The sequence below is a fragment of the Kangiella japonica genome (genome assembly GCF_039523535.1).
GTDB classification, from domain to species: Bacteria; Pseudomonadota; Gammaproteobacteria; order Enterobacterales; family Kangiellaceae; genus Kangiella; species Kangiella japonica.
The window spans coordinates 601,880-618,317 of sequence record NZ_BAAAFM010000001.1; the positions used below are offsets into that span (position 1 = coordinate 601,880).

The window sequence follows — 16,438 nt, forward strand, 5'->3', positions numbered from 1 at the left end:
CAGTTTAGGGTTTTAGCCGTCGCAGAGCCTTCTTTTATCCTTAACGTGTTGCTCAAGGTGAGGTGGGAATTTGTCTGGGAAGATCGGTAAGCCCAACCTTTCTCTTTTATCTTGCCAATAACCAAAGAGTCGCCCCTTAATCTTACTAGCTTCTTGCTCAATAGACTCTAACTCCTGTTGCGGATAGTCCCTGAGAAACTGCTGTATAAGTTCCTCTCTGTCATCAGCAAACAGAAAGCCTTGCATAACTTCGGCATCATTAATAAAAACCTGCATTAATAGCGCTTCATAGGCCATATTTAGCGATAAAGCTAACTTGGTATTTTCAAGATTCGCTTCGCGGGACATTTGACGCTTCAAGATATGGTGACTTAATAATTGCAACTCGATTAAACCTCCGAGCTTTCCTTGAATAGCTGAATCAACTAAATACCCAGTTCCCTGCTCTAACATAGGTAAATTAAGCTGATGGTTATTTATCCGTTCCTTACGCTCTTCCTGTGTTAAAGTTTCAGCGCGATTTAACTCATTAAAGTAAATTCCGAAGCCTCCCTTCCAAATCAACTCGCTGCCATAATGGAACATAGCATCAGCATCACCCGCATCGGCGTAAGACTTAACAGCATCCAAGGGCATCTGCTGATAATGATGCTCCCCCATCATTTCCCCCATGGAAAGATAAAAAGACTCATATATGTCACTAATTTCTTGCCAGTGTGGATGTTTTTGGTATCGCGTATGACAATCGAGCTGAGGCTCTTCACTAACTTCGTTGGCTGACTTTGTAGCTACTGCTTCTGAACGATTTATCGTTCTTTCGCCTTTTATGCGCAGAGTCGCTTCGGCATCTTGCTTAATTCTTTCTTCACTTTGAGCTTTAGACGCGATAGCAGTAGCTCCAGGCTCCTTGCTAAAGTAAACCCAAGCCGCCATCGATAATAAAATTGTTAGTATTATAATCAGTCCTTTTTTCATCCTTGCTTCTCTTTTTATCTAAATAAATTTAAAGCCTCTTCTATAACCTCATGCCCAGCACCTTTTTTATAAGCATTTTCGCTTAAGTATCTACGCCATAATTTACCCTTAGGTTGGGCATGAAAGAGGCCAAGAATATGGCGTGTCATATGGCCAAGATATACGTCTTGTTCCAGTTGGCTTTTCACATAGTCGCAATATTCTTCGGCGACTTCAATGCGACTGGGAATATCGTAATTTTGATCATAAAAACGGTTATCCACTTCAGCCAGGAAGTAAGGATTATGGTAAGCCTCGCGTCCGATCATGGCACCATCTAAATGTTGCATATGGTCATCCACCTGATCTAGCGTAGTCACGCCGCCATTAACGATAATTTCTAAATCAGGGAAATCTTTTTTAATTTGATAGGCGACGTCGTATTTTAGAGGTGGGATCTCGCGGTTTTCTTTCGGACTTAAACCACTCAGCCAGGCTTTGCGCGCATGAATAATAAAGGTTTTCACGCCTGCTTGTTTTACGGTATCGACAAACTGATACAGGTGCTCATAGGAGTCCATATCATCGATACCAATTCGAGTTTTGACGGTGGTTGGGATGTTAACCACGTCTGACATAGCCGCCATACAGTCCGCCACTAGCTGTGGCTCCGCCATCAGACAAGCTCCGAAACGACCATTTTGCACCCTATCGCTGGGGCAGCCGACGTTAAGGTTAATCTCGTCATAGCCATAGTCTTCGCAAATTTTTGCGCAATGAGCTAAATCTTTAGGATCACTACCACCAAGCTGAATGGCTACCGGATGCTCTTCTTGGTTGTACCTTAGATGACGCTCTTCACCACCATGGATAATAGCGCCTGTCGTTATCATCTCGGTATAAAGAACAGCATGCTTAGTAATACAGCGCATGAAGCGTCTTTGATGACGGTCGGTCCAATCAAGCATGGGGGCAATACAAATTTTACGGTCGACTGGTTGGCTCATAATGTTTAATATTGGCAATAATTGGGCGGTATTATATGATCCTTTGCCCTCAGACCCTAATTTCAGTTTCTATTCATAGAACTCTGGTATAAAACCTTTGTGTGGGTGTTCATTTCAATAAGAAAACAGGACTACAATGAAAACAATTATAACTTTAGGTAGCTTTGCGTTACTGACTTTATTATCAGGCTGTGCCACCCTTTCCGAAACTGAGTGTGCATCGGGAAACTGGGAACAAATTGGGTATAAAGATGGCAAGTCAGGTCGTGATTCAGACTATATTATTAAGCATGAATCATCTTGTATCGAATACGGTGTCCAACTCGACCGCGAGACTTATGAAGCAGGACGCCAACAAGGACTTGCACGTTACTGTACTGCTGACAATGGTTTCGGTCGAGGCACTCGAGGTAGCTCACCAAACCTAAGTTGCGGCTCGCAACAGTTTCCAGTCTATTTTGATGGTTACAGCCAGGGCTTAATGTCACGCCTTGAGCGACTTGAGCTGGACCTAGATGAAGCCTACAAAGAGCATGAAATTTTAACGGAAGTATTGCGACGCGTAAAAGACGAGCAGGAAAAAGATAGAATTGAGTTAGAGCTCGAAGGCGTGGACAAAGACATCGACTCTTTGCAGCGACAAATCAGTCAAACTAATGATTTAATTCATCGTTACCAAAGTTATGACAGTTAGGTCGTAGGCACTTAATAAAAACGGGGCATCAGCCCCGTTTTTTTTATACTCAACTTTTGTGCTTATGCCATTACTTATTACGAAGAGCTGCAATACGAGCGTCCAGCGGAGGGTGCGACATAAACAAGTGACCAAACTTTTCTTGGAAAGAGCCTGTTCGACCATTCTTTAAACCAAAGGCAGTAAAGGTTTCACCCATATCAGATGGCATATCGTACTCGGCCTTCAGCTTTTCCAAAGCGCCAATCATAGCGGCTGAACCTGCTAACTGTGCACCGGCTTCGTCGGCTCTGAACTCACGGCGTCGCGAAAACCACATTACCACCATGCTCGCTAAAATCGTCAGAATAATCTGCGCCACCATGACCGAAATGAAATAACCAATACCATGGCCTTGCTCGTTCTTTAGAATAACGCGATCAACGAAGTGACCAATGATTCGCGAGAAGAACAATACAAATGTGTTCACCACGCCCTGAATTAAGGTCAAAGTCACCATATCGCCATTAGCTACGTGGCCCAATTCGTGGGCTAGTACCGCACGGACTTCGTCGCGATTCATGCGCTGCAATAAACCTTCACTAACAGCGACTAACGATTTATTTTTATTCCAACCTGTCGCAAAAGCATTCGACTGTGGTGATGGGAAGATCCCCAACTCTGGCATACCAACACCCGCGTCTTTGGCTAATGTTTCAACAGTATTAACTAACCATTGTTCGGTTTCATTTCGAGGCTGGTCGATCATTCTGACGTGCATAAATTTCTTCGCCATCCACTTAGAGGCAAACAATGAAATTAATGAACCCGCAAAGCCGATAACAGCACACCAAATAAGTAACGCCGTTAAATTCAGATCGACGCCGTTTTGCGCCATGATGCTGTCAAAGCCAAAGAAGCTAAGGACAGTACCTGCTAATAATAAAATTGCAAAGTTGGTTAATAAGAACAAACCAATTCTTAACATCGAAATCTCCAGTAATAAGAACAATTAACTGTATTAATTATGGGGGCTTTGGGGGTAGATACAAGTGAAATTAAAGAGTAACGATCGTGAATTTGTAAATATTCGTGTCGAAACTAAATAAGGTAATGAAAAATCAATAACTTAATAAGCCAGTAGAAGCCTAGAATCACGACGATAGAAATAATAACTGCACTCCAGTTTTTGTGCGTTTTTTTCATAGGAAATATTCAATCTTCCAACATCTCAAGAGCTGAGATGAAGTATCACCGAACGCCTATGGCTCTGATGACGGTGCTCCCAGAGATAAAGCCCCTGCCAAGTCCCAAGCGCCAGTCGGCCATCCACAATAGGGATACTTAATGAAACGTTGGTGAGAATTGCCTTGATATGCGCAGGCATATCATCAGGGCCTTCCATTGTATGGGTGTAAAGTGGGTCGTTTTCTGGAACTAAGCGATTGAGCCAGTTCTCTAAATCCGTTTTAGCACTTGGATCGGCATTTTCCTGTATAATCAGGCTACAAGAAGTGTGTCTGACGAATAGGTGACAGATGCCAGTTTCGACTGCCTGCTCACTAACCCAGGTTTCTGCTTCACGAGTAAATTCATACAATCCCTGTCCATGAGTCGTAAGTGATAATGTTTTCTGCTTGGACATTAGTGCTCTCCACGGTAGACAAAATGAACGCGCCCAGTTACGCCACAACTTAAGGTATATGGAATAGTTCCAGCATGCTTTGCTACGATTTCAGCAGGCAACTCCTTCCCCCATAGCACAACTCTATCACCAATTTTTTCGTTATGATTAGGCCCTAACTCTACCGCTAACATATCCATAGAAACGCGCCCAACCAAAGGAACCGTGCGGCCATTGACCCAAACCGGTGTGCCATTTTCAGCATTTCGCGGATAGCCATCGCCATAACCTATAGCGACTAGTGCAATCACAGTATCTCTTTCCGCAAACCAGTGGCGCCCATAGCCTGTAGAATCACCTTTCTTAAGGTGTTTAATCGCCATGATTTGTGACTCTAGATTCATCACTGGCTTTAAACCGTAATCTGCTCCGATGGTATTGATCATTGGCGAGCAACCATAAAGAATTAAGCCAGGTCGCACCCAATCAAAATGCGCACTTTTCGCTTCTAGAATACCTGCTGAATTAGCCATCGAGCGCTCCACAACTAAGTGCTTGGTGCTTTCTAGGAAGGTTTGTATTTGCTCTGAAGTAAAAGGATCTTCAACATCATCCGCACTCGCGAAATGTGACATCAATCGAACTGGCTTATTGATACACTCAACTTCTGATAAGTCTTTTTCAATTTGCGGTAGTTCATCAACCTTGAACCCCAATCGATTCATGCCCGAGTCGACTTTAAGCCAAATGTTGATTTTTTTATCCGCCTTAAGTCGCTTTAAAGCATCGATTTGCGGGCGATGATGCACCACCAAGTGCAAATCGTTTTCTACAATTTTAGGTAGTTCTTTTTCTTCAAAGAAACCTTCGAGCAACAAGATAGGCTGCTCGATTCCAGCCTCGCGAAGCGTGTAAGCCTCTAATGGCGTGGCGACGGCAAACATCTCAGCATCAGGAAGCGCTTTCGCGATTTGCGCCAAACCATGACCATAAGCATCTGCTTTGACCACTGCAATGACACGACTGCCAGAAGCTTTTTGCTGAACGGTTTTGAAATTATGGCGCAGTGCATCGAGGTCGATGACGGCTTTCGTTGGGCGCATACGTTAAACCCTAACCTTAAAAGCCTTCACCCATAGCCTCATAATCGTTATGAGCTAAGTTATCAAAGCGTGAATATTGCCCTTGGAAACTAAGCTCAACCGATCCGATTGGACCGTTACGCTGTTTACCAATTTTAATTTCAGCAATCCCCTTACGCTCTGTTTCTGGGTTATAAACCTCATCACGGTAGATAAAGAGAATCAGATCCGCATCCTGCTCAATCGCACCCGACTCACGCAGATCCGACATTACAGGACGACGGTCACTTCGTTGCTCCAAGGAGCGGTTAAGCTGTGATAATGCGATGACAGGAACTTCGAGCTCTTTCGCAAGCGCCTTTAGAGATCGTGAAATTTCACTCACCTCAAGAGTACGGTTATCGCTCATGCCAGGAACCTGCATCAGCTGCAAGTAATCCACCATAATTAACGCAACTCCACCATGCTCTCTCGCCACGCGTCGAGCACGTGAACGCATTTCTGCTGGCGACAAACCAGCAGTATCATCAATCATTAATTTGGTGTGGTTTTTTAGCTGTAAAACGCCACTGTTAAACTTATCCCAATCTTCTTTCGATTGGATTTGGCCACCACGGATCTTGTTTTGCTCAAGGCGACCTAAAGATGAAATCGAACGCATAATAATCGATTCACTCGGCATCTCAAGACTGAATACCAACACCGGAAGGTCACTGGCCAAAGCCGCGTTTTCCACAATATTCATAGCGAACGTGGTTTTACCCATCGACGGACGCGCTGCGATAATGACTAAGTCCGCTTTTTGCAAACCCGATGTCATATTATCTAGATCAGTGAAGCCCGTCGAAAGACCGGTAACACCGCCCTTGGTTTTTTGGATTTCCTCAATACGCTCAATGGTGGACTTAAGAATATCTTCGACTTTACTTGGCCCTTCGCCACTGGTTTCGCGTGACTCAGCAATCGCAAAAACTTTACGCTCTGCCAAATCCAACAGTTCCGCTAAGCCACGACCTTGCGGATTAAAACTGGCATCAGCGATTTCATTCGACGCGGAGATCAACTGCCTCATAATCGCCTTTTCGCGGACAATCTCAGCATAAGCGCGAATATTAGCTACAGTTGGCGTATTTTGAGCCAGCTCACCAAGGTAAGCTAAACCAATATCTGTATCGCCCATCTGCTCCAAATGCTCAGATAGCGTAATAACATCCATCGGCTTCGCCATATTGGCAAGCTCAGCCATCGCCTTAAAGATTTCACGATGATTTTTAACGTAAAAGTCCGTAGACAGCAGGATCTCCTCGACCTTTTCCCATTGGTCATTATCAATCATAACGCCGCCAAGCACTGACTGCTCAGCTTCGATTGAATGCGGAGGAACTTTTAAGTCTTTGATTCTCTTGTCAGATTGTTGCGCTGATAGCATGGTTTGCTTCTATTATTAAAATGGGTGGTCAATCAATACGAGTAAAGCCAATTTGCCTACTCAAAACTATTCTATATAGTAACAGTTTTTAGGCAATACAATAAGTCTGTGGATAAGTTCTGGATAAGTTCTGGATAAGTCTAAGCCATTGATAAAGCGAGCCTAAACTCTATTTATTCCTAGTTACTTATCGCCAATACTAACATTTCCCCATCATTTAATTAATTTTTTCCGTTGCTTATTTTTCAGCTATGATAGAGCCATGAATTCAGTAATTCTTTTCGATGGCGAATGCGTTTTATGCTCAAAGTGGGTACCGTTTGTGATCAAACGTGATCCTAACGCCTACTTCAAGTTCTGCTCCGTTCAGTCCCCGAAAGGACAAGAGCTTTTAAAGTCTACAGGGATGCCCACAACAGTTTACCAGACCATGGTCTTACTCAAAAATGGCACCCCCTTCTACCGCTCGGAAGCCTTCTTTGAAGTTATAAAAGACCTGAACAAACCGTGGCCTTGGCTTCGCGTATTAAGGTTTTTTCCATTAAAACTTAGAGACTGGGTTTATAACCGAATAGCTCTTAACCGTTACAAGCTTTTTGGGAAGTATGATTACTGTATGATTCCGACAGAGGATATTTCAGATAGGTTTATAGAATAAGGGTTTACTTCCAAGTCCATTGACAATAATAAAGTAACTCATAAATAATACTATCTATCAATCTTGCCATAGCCCACTATCATAAACACAAATAAGGGATTATTATGAAACCGCTCTTCTTAATACTTTGTATCTTTTTAACTTCTTGCTCTACCACGTCGCAAAAAAGCTCTGAACTTAACTCAGCCTCTAGTAGTAAATTATCCATGTTCTACACCCCAGAAGATCTCTTTAAGAAAGAGTTTATAGAGAACACAGGGAGACTCATTTGGATAAAAGATTCCCTAGCCTGGCAAGCCACTGACATACTCATTGACGCTGTTGATATAAGCCAAATAAAAAATGGTAGGGGTTGGATTGTTCATTTAGATAAGCCTAAAGCACCGACAGTATCTTTCTACCAAGATATAGAAGGCAAATTACATGTAATTGCTGATGTGATTTTTGACAAAAACTTTCAAAACCCTACTTTACAGTTAGCACCTGACAGAAATATCTCTCTGCAAGAACAAAGCATGGTAACAGCATTAACAACTGTTAGGGCCAGCATAAAGGAGGCTTGCTCACCAACCCTCAATTCAGTGGTTTTGCCAATGGAAAATGGATGGCAGGTTTATATTTTAAGCTCGACTAAGGAGCCTGGTGTGATACCCGTTGGTGGTCATAAACAGTATATAACTTCAGCTGATGGTAAGGTTATTTTATCTGACGAAGCGTACAGTAAAAGCTGTATTAAGTTAAAAGCCCCTGCCGATTCAAAAGGGGTAATGCTCACTCATATCGTTTCTGACTTCCCTGCACCAACCCATGTTTTTCACAACCTTCAAACTGGATTAACTTTTTATGTTAAAACCGAACGGGGTATTTGGAAAATCCACGAAGGCATTATTTCTCTTTTAGAAGAAAGCTAATACACATAAGAGTATTGTACACTTCCAAAAACTCCGTCATTGCGAGAAGTGCGAAGCGCGACGTGGCAATCTATTGATAAGTATTGAGATTTGAGATTGCCGCGCTCACGATGTTCGCTCGCAAAGACGAGCCTTCTGGTTTATAAGCAAAATCAAAGCGAGTCCGCAAAAATTCCGTCATTGCGAGGAGTGCGAAGCACGACGTGGCAATCTATTGAAAAGTCTTGAGCTTAGAGATTGCCGCGCTCACGATGTTCGCTCGCAAAGACGAGCCTTCTGGTTTGTAAGTAAAACCAAAACAAGTCCACAAAAATTCCGTCATTGTAAGGAGTGCGAAACACGACGTGGCAATCTTTGAAAAGTCTTGAGATTAGAGATTGCCGCGCTCACGATGTTCGCTCGCAAAGATGAGCCTTCTGGGTTATAAGTAAAATCAAGGCGAGGAAAATACTCAATGAATGCACTATGAACTAGAAGTACATGAGCACGTTCGAAATGAGTTTTAACAAAGTATTGGCGACTATCAAACGCTAGACACAAAAAAGGCACCCTAAGGTGCCTTTTTTGAAACTCTTTAACTTAATTCAGAATTAAGCTTGAGCTTCGTCGTATTCGCCAACAACAACAACTTTGATGCTAGCTTCAACTTCTGGGTGTAAATGTAGTTCAAAGTTGTACTCGCCTGTTTGACGGATAGCGCCTTCTGGCATACGTACTTCTTTCTTTTCTAATTCAACACCTTGAGCAACAACCGCTTCTGCGATGTCTGATGTACCTACTGAACCGAAAAGTTTACCTTCGTCACCAGCATTTGCTGTGATAGTAACTTCTAGGCCAGCTAGTTTGTCAGCACGTGCTTGAGCAGCAGCTAGAACTTCAGCAGCTTTCGCTTCTAATTCTGCACGACGCTCTTCGAAGTGTTTGATGTTTTCTTTTGTCGCAGGAACTGCTTTACCAGTAGGGATAAGGAAGTTACGACCGTAGCCAGCTGCTACAGTAACCGTATCACCTAAATCACCAAGGTTGCGACGTTTTTCAAGTAAAATGACGTTCATCGTTATACCCTCTCAAAATGCCGCTTATTCGTGGCTATCAGTGTATGGCAAAAGAGCCAAGAAGCGCGCACGCTTTACAGCGCTAGCTAATTGACGTTGGTATTTTGCGCTAGTACCGGTAATACGGCTAGGAACAATTTTACCAGTTTCTGTGATGTAATTTTTTAGCATAGCTGTATCTTTATAATCGATCTCAGTTATACCTTCAGCCGAGAAACGGCAGAACTTACGACGACGGTTAAAACGTGCCATGATATGTCTCCTTATTACTCAGCCGCAGCTTCAGTTGATTCTTCTTTCTTAGCTTCTTCTTTAGCTGGCTTTTCGTCACGAGCAGGTGCTTCGTCTTTCTTAGCCATTGGAGAAGCTTCAGTGATGGCTTCTTTACGACGCATTACCATGTTACGTAACACGGCATCGTTGTAACGGAAAGCATCTTCTAATTCTTCGATAACTTCGCCATTCGCTTCAACATTCATAAGAACGTAGTGAGCTTTGTGAAGTTTATTGATAGGGTATGCAAGCTGACGACGGCCCCAGTCTTCTAGACGGTGAACTGTGCCTTCTGCATCAGTGATCATCTTGCTGTAACGCTCGATCATGCCTGGAACTTGATCAGACTGATCTGGGTGCACCAAGAATACGATTTCGTAGTGTCTCATTTAAAGTCTCCTTTCGGTTTCCAGCCACCTATAGCCCGTCTTTGAAGTGGAACTATAAGCAACAAGGAGTAAACCTGATTGTCATAAAACTTGGCCAGAGATTGACCAAGGGCGCGTATTTTAAGGATTTCATGGCTAAAGATCAACCAATTTAGGCGCTAATACACTGACTCATAGGCTATTTGGTAGATAAAGTGCATAAAAGTATCCATCACACCAATAAACCGTCGATATCCCTGTAAATTGGATTTTGCAGGGATATTAAAGTCTCGGTCGAGCGAACTTGCTCGATGGATTGAAGTTTATTGATCAGTATATGCTGAAAGCGGTCGATATCCGGCGCAACGACCTTTAACAAAACACTATACTGCCCTGTGGTGTAGTATGCCTCTATGACTTCGGGTATCTGAATTATCTGTTCTTTTACTGGCTGATAATCCCTTGCCGATTTCAAGAAAACACCAACAAAACAGCAGACATCATAGCCAAGCGCCTTAGGCTCAATCTTAACTTTTGTCCCTTGAATAACGCCAGCTTGTCGCATTTTCTCGATTCTGACATGGATAGTCCCTGCGCTAACGCCTAAACTTTCTGCAATTTTGGCATAGGGAGTACGTGCTTCTTGTAATAATTGAGCCAGAATCTTTTTATCCAAATTATCGATCTCATAATTTTTCATGAGAATCCTTCCTGAAATTATTCATACGGTAAAAATTATTATGCTTTTTTAGATTTAATATAGCAATAGAGCTTTATTGTTAGACGGATATAGAAATATCTATCAGTTAAATATAAAAATACTAATTAATAAGTATTAATCTATCGAATTAAGGACCAACTATGAAAAAGCTACCAAAAGAGGCCTTTATCCAGGATCAGAAGTTGATTCAACAGGCGAAGTCGTTCTTCTTAGAGAAGTTATGTCAGGAGTTATCGCTGCTTGAAGTTCAGGCTCCGATCCTTACCTTTCAGGGCGATGGCATCCAAGACGATCTCAACGGTGTTGAGAAGCCGGTAGCTGTACAAAGCCAGACACTGTCCCGTCCGCTAGAGATAGTACAGTCCTTAGCTAAGTGGAAACGTCAATTATTGGCTCGAAGTGATTTTGATATCGGCACAGGGATCGTCACTCAAATGCGTGCGATTCGACCTGATGAAGAAGCTCTTACTGAACGCCATTCCCTGTACGTAGATCAGTGGGACTGGGAAAAAGTCATGAGTACCGATGAAGCGTCATTGGACTACCTCAAAGAAACGGTAGAGACATTATATAAAGCTATGAGGGCAACGGATCAGCTTGTCGCTAGCGCAATGCAACGAGAGCCACTCTTACCAGCAGAGATCACTTTCATCCAGTCAGAGGAATTGATGAAACAATACCCTGATCTGTCACCGAGTCAGCGTGAGTATAGAGCCTGTAAAGAATATGGAGCTGTTTTTATCATTGGAATTGGCGGTGAACTTAGTGATGGCACCATTCACGACGGACGTGCCCCTGATTATGATGATTGGAGCAGCCCAGCGGAAGATGGTTATTATGGATTAAACGGTGACATATTAGTCTGGAACCCCGTATTAGAAGATGCTTTTGAACTGTCATCCATGGGTATTCGAGTATCACCTGAAGTTATGCTGCAACAGCTACAAATACGCAATTGCGAGCATCGCCTCAACTATCTGTGGCATCAGCAACTAATGGCTGGTCACTTGCCACAAACCATCGGTGGCGGTATTGGCCAGTCTCGACTGATGATGTTTTTATTGCAAAAAGCGCATATTGGGCAGGTCCAATTCAGTGTTTGGCCAGAAGAGCTGGAAATACCAGTTTTATAATATGCCTATATCTCGTGTCCCTTGCTGTTCACTTCAAGCGCTAACAGCAAGGGACGTTACATATATAAACTAGCTTTCTTCTTGCGGACGCACAATATAGATATGAACCTCTTTAGAGTCGCCCATATTATCCGACATAGTGGAGTATTTAGTGTAGTCAGTTTTTCTTAAAGCAGATGAGATGCTGAAGAATGCATTGACTTTATGACCCGTACCTTCGTGCAATGGCGTCACTGACATGCGACAAATCGTTGTCTTACACTCCACACCATTAAAACTCATCTCTGATAAAAGTTTAGAGTTGTTAACAATTGCGGCTAACTCTTCTTGAGCTTTATAAGACCAGTCCCCGTCGACTGCTTGCTCTTTAAAGGTCTCTATAACCGAATTTCTTTCTGCTATGGCTTTCTTGGCCTCTTCTTCAGATGGCCCGATAGAAGGCGTTTTTTTGGATTTATTTTCTGAGGCTATTTGATGCTCATTATTCATGGCAACAAGCTCTTCTAACTCTTCAATTCTCGCTTGTTGACTGGAGTTGATTGCTCTCAAGTTATTAATCTTAGCTTCCAGTTCAGACAGTTGCGACTCAAACTGCATAGTCTTGTCGTGGTCGTCTTCCGCACTCTTTGCGACAGGAGGTTTACTTATCTCGACGGCTGACGGAGTTAAAGTTTTAGGCTTATTGTTCAACTGTTTTTGGTCAAAAAATTGATAAACATTTAAACCAATAGACAGAAGCAGAGCTATGGCGAGGACCTTTTTCATTGCAAATTCCTTGTTTTATATTTTTTCCGAAACTAGTTATATCGAATCTTTTGCCCCTAGACAAGCCATTGCGGTATAAAGCTTTTCCCTGTAGTCTCATAAAAAAATATTAACCCTACACGTCTATGAAACTACCTAAAATCTCCATCGGCCCAGCGGCATTAGTCGCTGCTGCATTTATTGGACCTGGAACCGTCACCGTTGCCACTAAAGCGGGGGCTAACTTCGGCTTTAGCTTGCTCTGGGCTTTATTATTCTCGATTCTGGCCACCATGATTCTGCAAGAGATGACCGCAAGGCTTGGCGTCATCGGACAAAAAGGGTTGGGTCAGTCTATTCGTGAATTAATAAAGAACCCTGCCTTAAAAGCACTTTCCATTATATTAGTGGTTAGCGCCATCATCATCGGAAATGCCGCTTATGAAGGCGGCAATATTGCAGGCGCAACACTTGGTGTGGAAGTGGTCTGGGACTATCCGGATATTGCAGGAATCGATTTAGCCGCCCTGACTATTGGTGTTATTGCGTTCTTCGTACTCTTAACTGGAAGCTATCGCTTAATCGAAAAGGTGTTAATCGCCGTAGTTTTATTAATGAGCATTGCCTTTCTCGTCACCTTTGTCTTAACCAAACCTGACTTAGGTGAGTTGTTTGAAGGATTATTGGTGCCAAGCCTTCCCGACTCTGCAACCTTAACCGTGATTGCTTTAATCGGTACGACGGTAGTTCCTTATAATTTGTTTTTGCACTCCTCTAGCGCCAAGAAAAAGTGGAAAACCGTCGCTGACCTCAAAAAAGCTCGCCAAGATATTTATGTCTCGATTCCGCTTGGTGGATTAATTTCCATCGCTATAGTTTCTACCGCTGCCAGCGCTTTCTTCGGCAGCCAATTGGAAATTAATAGCGCAGCAGATATGGCGAAAAGTATTGAGCCTGCATTTGGCGAATTAGCACAATACATGATTGCGTTAGGATTATTTGCTTCGGGGATTTCTTCGGCGATCACAGCCCCATTAGCTTCGGCTTATGCATTAACGGGTTTGTTAAACATCCCAGAAGACCTTAGAAGTTATAAGTTCCGTGCTATCTGGATGATCATTTTAGTGGTTGGTGTAGCCGTGGCATCTTTAGGCTTAAAACCTGTTTCAGTCATTTGGTTTGCCCAAGTGGCTAACGGTTTATTGTTGCCGATCATTGCAAGCTTTTTGTTGTGGGCCATGAACCAAAACTTTTTAGGCCAACATAAAAACAATCTATGGCAAAACTTGTTAGGCATCTTGGTTGTTATCGTCTCGTTTGTTCTAGGCGCTAAGAGTCTACTCTCTGCCTTTAAGTTGTTATAATAGGTTTATGATTAGAAGCATTGATATTAATTGTGATCTTGGTGAAAGCACTAATCCAGAAGATTGGGCTCGTGATGCTGAGATTATGCCTTACATATCCTCCTGCAATATTGCTTGTGGCGGTCATGAAGGAAACCAAGCGAGCGTCAATGCTTCAATCAAAAATGCTATGTCTCATAACTTAGCGATTGGTGCGCACCCCTCCTACCCGGATAAAGAAAATTTTGGTCGAAAGTCCATGAGCCTTAGTGATCACAATTTACGAAAAACCTTACAACAGCAAATTGCCTTAGTAACTGATAGCTGTAATAGACACGGTATCAAGCTTAACCACGTCAAACCTCACGGTGCTCTGTACAATGATGCAGCTGTGAATGAATCTCTGGCTATGATATTTGCCGAAGTCGTGGCGCAAGTGTCAGGAAATATAAAGCTGATGGGCTTAGCCGATTCGGCCATGAAGGAAGCTGCTAACAAGGTTGGCATTGATTTCATCAATGAGGGTTTTATGGATCGCAATTACCAAGAGAATAAAACTTTAGTGTCTCGCACGGAGTCTGAAGCGTTACATAGCACTCTTGAAGAAAGTTTGCAGCAAGCCTTAAACTTTGCTCAAGGAAAGCCAATTTATACACCATCGGGGCAGTTACTCAGCATCAAGGTCGACTCAATTTGTCTGCATGGCGATAACCCAGACGCCGTCTCTATTGCTAAGCAACTGCAACAACGCCTCAAGGATAATCAGATACAGGTTCGTTCTGGAATATAATGTTTGATTTTAGCGTCAATCTAAACAGCGACAACTCTTTGATCATAGAGTTTTCAGGCGATATTAGCCTTGAATTGACGCGTTTTATATTAGGCTGTAAACAAAGTATTGAACAATCCCACCCTAACGGCTTTATTGAAGCTGTTCCTGCTTACAACTCTTTGTTAGTAATATTTAATCCATTGGGGTGGAAACCACAGCAAACTATACAGAGTATAGAAAAGTCACTCAGATCGACTAAAGCAGTAGGCGCTACTGATGCTAAGAAGCATGTCATCCCAGTATGTTACGACGCTTCTTTAGCGCCTGATCTAGAATACGTTGCGAACAAAACCAGTCTCTCCGTTGAGGAAGTCATCCAGCTTCACACAGCCAGTGAATACCCTGTCTACATGCTTGGGTTTCTACCCGGTTTTTTGTATCTCGGTGGGCTTAACCCTAAGCTGCACTGCGCTCGACGAGATGACCCTCGAGCCAAAGTTGAAGCAGGCTCAGTGGCGATTGGTGGCGAACAAACGGGGATTTACCCTATCGACAGCCCTGGCGGTTGGAATATTATTGGTAAAACCCCCATGAGGATATTCAACATCACTAAGAAAAACCCTGCGATTGCCAAGCCTCTAGATACCATACAGTTCACTTCTATCAGCCTTGATGAGTTTAATAGCTATGAGCATTAGAGTGTTAAAAGCTGGCGTTTTAAGTACCATCCAAGATCTGGGGCGGCCAAACTATCTAGAATACGGTGTTTCTAGAAATGGCGCTCTCGATGAATACAGTCATCAAATTGCCAACTGGCTTGTGGGTAATCCAAAATCGAATGCGACCATAGAAGTTACTCAAGTTGGGCCATCTTTAGAGTTCACTGAAGACCATACCGTCGCTGTCGCAGGCGCTAGTTTCAAGCTCACTCTTAACGATTCACCCTGCCCCATGAACACAACTTTGCACCTCAAAGCTGGCGACGTATTAACATTTGGAAAACTCTTATCTGGGGCTAGAGCATATATAGCCATAGCAGGTGAGGTGAACTTAACATCGGTGATGGGTAGTTTATCGACCAACTTACTCGCTGGCTTTGGTGGCTATAAGGGCCGAGCACTAGAGGATGGTGACGAAATAAAAATTAATCGAAAGCCATTCGATGAAACCCGAGTAACGCCTAAAGAGCTTTCTGTCGAGCACCACCATAGTCTACAGCAACATCATTTTGTGGTGCGGTTTACTCAAGGTAAGGAATATGAACTATTAACAGGGTCAAGTAAACAGTCCTTGGTTGAAAACGACTATAGCGTGAGCGGCTATAGCAACCGGATGGCGATCAAGCTTGAGTCTGACAAGGACGCCCTTCATCTATCCCAAGAGCTCTCGATGACCACAGCGCCTATCGTTTCAGGAACTGTACAACTTCCACCGAGTGGCCATCCAATCGTCATTCTAGCCGACGGACAAACCACCGGTGGCTACCCAAGAGTTGGGCAAGTCATTAGCGCCGACTTAAGCTTGCTGGCTCAACTAAAAGCTAATGATACGTTATCTTTTTACCCGGTAACTGTAGAAGAAGCTTTAACTGCCTTATCCAAAAAGAACAGCTATTTCGACTCAGTTCTCAATAACTAAAAACTAATGAGTGTTATTTAAAAAGATTTCGACCTGCCCGCTACTATCATTGA

19 protein-coding genes are annotated in these 16,438 nt (G+C 43.1%); 8 read left to right on the top strand and 11 right to left on the bottom strand.

Features of this window, described 5'->3' with window-relative positions:
* Positions 1 to 12: 12 nt before the first annotated feature.
* Together ABD128_RS02790 and dusA are read right to left on the bottom strand one after the other, a co-directional pair.
* Positions 13 to 975, bottom strand: a complete 963-nt coding sequence (locus tag ABD128_RS02790; RefSeq protein ID WP_343986189.1) for a PIN domain-containing protein — start codon at positions 973 to 975, stop codon at positions 13 to 15.
* Between the two features lie 14 nt (positions 976 to 989).
* Complete coding sequence (gene dusA / locus ABD128_RS02795) at positions 990 to 1,961, bottom strand: tRNA dihydrouridine(20/20a) synthase DusA (protein ID WP_343986192.1); 972 nt, start codon at positions 1,959 to 1,961, stop codon at positions 990 to 992.
* 136 nt (positions 1,962 to 2,097) lie between these two features.
* Here dusA and ABD128_RS02800 point away from each other — a divergent pair, with 136 nt between their 5' ends.
* Complete coding sequence (locus tag ABD128_RS02800) at positions 2,098 to 2,655, top strand: DUF2799 domain-containing protein (protein ID WP_343986194.1); 558 nt, start codon at positions 2,098 to 2,100, stop codon at positions 2,653 to 2,655.
* A 70-nt stretch (positions 2,656 to 2,725) separates the two neighbouring features.
* Here ABD128_RS02800 and htpX read toward each other — a convergent pair whose 3' ends face one another.
* The 4 genes from htpX to dnaB all read right to left on the bottom strand — a co-directional run bounded on the left by htpX (position 2,726) and on the right by dnaB (position 6,769).
* A complete protein-coding gene (gene htpX, locus ABD128_RS02805; RefSeq protein WP_343986197.1) occupies positions 2,726 to 3,622 on the bottom strand; it encodes a protease HtpX in 897 nt (298 codons plus the stop codon).
* 243 nt (positions 3,623 to 3,865) lie between these two features.
* The gene (locus ABD128_RS02810; RefSeq protein ID WP_343986200.1) at positions 3,866 to 4,279 is read right to left on the bottom strand and encodes a secondary thiamine-phosphate synthase enzyme YjbQ; all 414 of its coding nucleotides are present in this window, start codon (positions 4,277 to 4,279) and stop codon (positions 3,866 to 3,868) included.
* On the bottom strand, positions 4,279 to 5,361 hold the full coding sequence (gene alr, locus ABD128_RS02815) for an alanine racemase (protein WP_343986202.1): 1,083 nt from the start codon (positions 5,359 to 5,361) through the stop codon (positions 4,279 to 4,281). The genes ABD128_RS02810 and alr overlap by 1 nt, the downstream gene beginning before the upstream one ends.
* A gap of 16 nt (positions 5,362 to 5,377) precedes the next feature.
* The gene (gene dnaB / locus ABD128_RS02820; protein WP_343986204.1) at positions 5,378 to 6,769 is read right to left on the bottom strand and encodes a replicative DNA helicase; all 1,392 of its coding nucleotides are present in this window, start codon (positions 6,767 to 6,769) and stop codon (positions 5,378 to 5,380) included.
* A gap of 262 nt (positions 6,770 to 7,031) precedes the next feature.
* Between dnaB and ABD128_RS02825 the strand changes: the two genes are divergently transcribed.
* Positions 7,032 to 7,427, top strand: a complete 396-nt coding sequence (locus tag ABD128_RS02825) for a thiol-disulfide oxidoreductase DCC family protein (RefSeq protein ID WP_343986206.1) — start codon at positions 7,032 to 7,034, stop codon at positions 7,425 to 7,427.
* A gap of 104 nt (positions 7,428 to 7,531) precedes the next feature.
* Complete coding sequence (locus ABD128_RS02830) at positions 7,532 to 8,338, top strand: hypothetical protein (RefSeq protein WP_343986209.1); 807 nt, start codon at positions 7,532 to 7,534, stop codon at positions 8,336 to 8,338.
* A 590-nt stretch (positions 8,339 to 8,928) separates the two neighbouring features.
* Here ABD128_RS02830 and rplI read toward each other — a convergent pair.
* The 4 genes from rplI to asnC form a co-directional block, all read right to left on the bottom strand.
* Complete coding sequence (gene rplI / locus ABD128_RS02835; protein WP_343986211.1) at positions 8,929 to 9,393, bottom strand: 50S ribosomal protein L9; 465 nt, start codon at positions 9,391 to 9,393, stop codon at positions 8,929 to 8,931.
* Between the two features lie 24 nt (positions 9,394 to 9,417).
* Complete coding sequence (gene rpsR / locus ABD128_RS02840; protein WP_068993015.1) at positions 9,418 to 9,645, bottom strand: 30S ribosomal protein S18; 228 nt, start codon at positions 9,643 to 9,645, stop codon at positions 9,418 to 9,420.
* A gap of 14 nt (positions 9,646 to 9,659) precedes the next feature.
* Positions 9,660 to 10,055, bottom strand: a complete 396-nt coding sequence (rpsF, locus tag ABD128_RS02845; protein ID WP_110201203.1) for a 30S ribosomal protein S6 — start codon at positions 10,053 to 10,055, stop codon at positions 9,660 to 9,662.
* A gap of 211 nt (positions 10,056 to 10,266) precedes the next feature.
* The gene (gene asnC / locus ABD128_RS02850) at positions 10,267 to 10,734 is read right to left on the bottom strand and encodes a transcriptional regulator AsnC (protein ID WP_343986221.1); all 468 of its coding nucleotides are present in this window, start codon (positions 10,732 to 10,734) and stop codon (positions 10,267 to 10,269) included.
* A 161-nt stretch (positions 10,735 to 10,895) separates the two neighbouring features.
* Between asnC and asnA the strand changes: the two genes are divergently transcribed.
* Positions 10,896 to 11,888 carry an aspartate--ammonia ligase gene (gene asnA / locus ABD128_RS02855; protein ID WP_343986224.1) on the top strand — a complete coding sequence of 331 codons (993 nt, stop codon included), beginning with the start codon at positions 10,896 to 10,898 and terminating at the stop codon, positions 11,886 to 11,888.
* A 69-nt stretch (positions 11,889 to 11,957) separates the two neighbouring features.
* On the opposite strand, the gene ABD128_RS02860 is transcribed toward asnA, so the two are convergent.
* Positions 11,958 to 12,653, bottom strand: coding sequence for a hypothetical protein (locus ABD128_RS02860; RefSeq protein WP_343986227.1), 696 nt, complete (start codon positions 12,651 to 12,653; stop codon positions 11,958 to 11,960).
* A 125-nt stretch (positions 12,654 to 12,778) separates the two neighbouring features.
* Between ABD128_RS02860 and ABD128_RS02865 the strand changes: the two genes are divergently transcribed.
* The 4 genes from ABD128_RS02865 to ABD128_RS02880 are packed head-to-tail and all read left to right on the top strand — an operon-like array spanning position 12,779 to position 16,385.
* Complete coding sequence (locus ABD128_RS02865) at positions 12,779 to 13,996, top strand: Nramp family divalent metal transporter (RefSeq protein WP_343986231.1); 1,218 nt, start codon at positions 12,779 to 12,781, stop codon at positions 13,994 to 13,996.
* A 7-nt stretch (positions 13,997 to 14,003) separates the two neighbouring features.
* Positions 14,004 to 14,765 (top strand): 5-oxoprolinase subunit PxpA, encoded by a 762-nt coding sequence (pxpA, locus tag ABD128_RS02870; protein WP_343986235.1) that lies wholly within the window; start codon positions 14,004 to 14,006, stop codon positions 14,763 to 14,765.
* Positions 14,765 to 15,445, top strand: coding sequence for a 5-oxoprolinase subunit PxpB (gene pxpB, locus ABD128_RS02875; RefSeq protein WP_343986238.1), 681 nt, complete (start codon positions 14,765 to 14,767; stop codon positions 15,443 to 15,445). The genes pxpA and pxpB overlap by 1 nt, the downstream gene beginning before the upstream one ends.
* Positions 15,435 to 16,385 (top strand): 5-oxoprolinase subunit C family protein, encoded by a 951-nt coding sequence (locus ABD128_RS02880; RefSeq protein WP_343986241.1) that lies wholly within the window; start codon positions 15,435 to 15,437, stop codon positions 16,383 to 16,385. Before pxpB ends, ABD128_RS02880 begins: the two co-directional genes overlap by 11 nt.
* Positions 16,386 to 16,438: the final 53 nt, after the last annotated feature.

Bases quoted from the DNA above. Each gene is read 5' to 3' on its own strand.
- ABD128_RS02790 (WP_343986189.1), bottom strand. From the start codon at position 975: ATGAAAAAAGGACTGATTATAATACTAACAATTTTATTATCGATGGCG.
- dusA (WP_343986192.1), bottom strand. From the start codon at position 1,961: ATGAGCCAACCAGTCGACCGTAAAATTTGTATTGCCCCCATGCTTGAT.
- ABD128_RS02800 (WP_343986194.1), top strand. From the start codon at position 2,098: ATGAAAACAATTATAACTTTAGGTAGCTTTGCGTTACTGACTTTATTA.
- htpX (WP_343986197.1), bottom strand. From the start codon at position 3,622: ATGTTAAGAATTGGTTTGTTCTTATTAACCAACTTTGCAATTTTATTA.
- ABD128_RS02810 (WP_343986200.1), bottom strand. From the start codon at position 4,279: ATGTCCAAGCAGAAAACATTATCACTTACGACTCATGGACAGGGATTG.
- alr (WP_343986202.1), bottom strand. From the start codon at position 5,361: ATGCGCCCAACGAAAGCCGTCATCGACCTCGATGCACTGCGCCATAAT.
- dnaB (WP_343986204.1), bottom strand. From the start codon at position 6,769: ATGCTATCAGCGCAACAATCTGACAAGAGAATCAAAGACTTAAAAGTT.
- ABD128_RS02825 (WP_343986206.1), top strand. From the start codon at position 7,032: ATGAATTCAGTAATTCTTTTCGATGGCGAATGCGTTTTATGCTCAAAG.
- ABD128_RS02830 (WP_343986209.1), top strand. From the start codon at position 7,532: ATGAAACCGCTCTTCTTAATACTTTGTATCTTTTTAACTTCTTGCTCT.
- rplI (WP_343986211.1), bottom strand. From the start codon at position 9,393: ATGAACGTCATTTTACTTGAAAAACGTCGCAACCTTGGTGATTTAGGT.
- rpsR (WP_068993015.1), bottom strand. From the start codon at position 9,645: ATGGCACGTTTTAACCGTCGTCGTAAGTTCTGCCGTTTCTCGGCTGAA.
- rpsF (WP_110201203.1), bottom strand. From the start codon at position 10,055: ATGAGACACTACGAAATCGTATTCTTGGTGCACCCAGATCAGTCTGAT.
- asnC (WP_343986221.1), bottom strand. From the start codon at position 10,734: ATGAAAAATTATGAGATCGATAATTTGGATAAAAAGATTCTGGCTCAA.
- asnA (WP_343986224.1), top strand. From the start codon at position 10,896: ATGAAAAAGCTACCAAAAGAGGCCTTTATCCAGGATCAGAAGTTGATT.
- ABD128_RS02860 (WP_343986227.1), bottom strand. From the start codon at position 12,653: ATGAAAAAGGTCCTCGCCATAGCTCTGCTTCTGTCTATTGGTTTAAAT.
- ABD128_RS02865 (WP_343986231.1), top strand. From the start codon at position 12,779: ATGAAACTACCTAAAATCTCCATCGGCCCAGCGGCATTAGTCGCTGCT.
- pxpA (WP_343986235.1), top strand. From the start codon at position 14,004: ATGATTAGAAGCATTGATATTAATTGTGATCTTGGTGAAAGCACTAAT.
- pxpB (WP_343986238.1), top strand. From the start codon at position 14,765: ATGTTTGATTTTAGCGTCAATCTAAACAGCGACAACTCTTTGATCATA.
- ABD128_RS02880 (WP_343986241.1), top strand. From the start codon at position 15,435: ATGAGCATTAGAGTGTTAAAAGCTGGCGTTTTAAGTACCATCCAAGAT.